The following is a 1003-nucleotide window of genomic DNA, read 5'->3' as shown; positions in this document are numbered from 1 at the left end:
ATAGACTATTTTCCCAGCAAGAATTAATTTTGGAGTTAAGTACGCCAGTAATTACATTAAATAATAAAGTAGCATTGCTACCATTAGTAGGAGAAATTGATACTGCTAGGGCTAAAATTTTACTTGAAAGAACATTAGAAGAATGTAGTCGATTAAGAACAGAACATTTACTTTTAGATTTTTCTGGCGTTGTAGTTATTGATACAATGGTCGCACACCAAATCTTCCAATTATTAGATGCGCTATCACTAATTGGAGTGAAAACTCACCTTTCAGGTATAAGACCTGAAGTGGCCCAAACTGCCATTCAACTTGGTTTAAAGTTTAAAGATATCTCTATCACTTCTTCTCTTGCTCATGCTATTAATAGACTTGAATATATTGATTAAAGAATGTTTTCTATGGAATTATGACTAAGAGTAAAATCTGATTCACAAATTTTATAGCATTTTGAACGATAAGCTGACCTGGAGAGACCCAGATAATTGAGACAAGGAATAAACAACCTGAATCGGATTAATACATGATTTTAGGAGGGGGGTTCTATGGGCACGAGAGTTATCCAGAAGAAGTAAGATAGGAAGCTGGTAGACTAAAGCAGCTGGTTTGCAAAAATAAATCACTACATGAAATACTATAACAACTATCAATACCAGTGGAATTTAAAAAAGATGGTTCTTATACAGTATAGGAACCATCTTAAAGCTGCTTAATTTCTTTTTTTATTGTGTCATTACATAGGGGCTAGTTTAGGACAAAAATTCATTTTCCTTTTTTACAGCAACCTATAGTTGAATCGCTATATTAAATTTTTGGTAAACAAGATTATGTAAAACGGAGACAATCTCCCAAAATATGTTTTAATGGTAGTTGACACACTTATATGCTTCCATATACAAACTGAATACATACAATCATGGTATTACATAGGATTTCCAACAATTCGACCTTCGCTGTACATAAGAAACTTTTTATATGAAAATCGTTACGAACTTAATCTATT

At 32.3% G+C, this 1003-nt stretch carries 1 protein-coding gene; it reads left to right on the top strand.

Annotation, left to right across the window (positions count from 1 at the left end; genetic code table 11):
* The coding region (locus AC0B9F_RS38635) for an STAS domain-containing protein (RefSeq protein ID WP_472010547.1) at positions 1-389 on the top strand (389 nt) is incomplete at its 5' end.
* Between the last annotated feature and the right edge of the window lie 614 nt (positions 390-1003).

The organism is Streptomyces sp. NPDC097129 (genome assembly GCF_055668065.1).
This window is presented reverse-complemented; position numbering and strand designations above follow the sequence as displayed.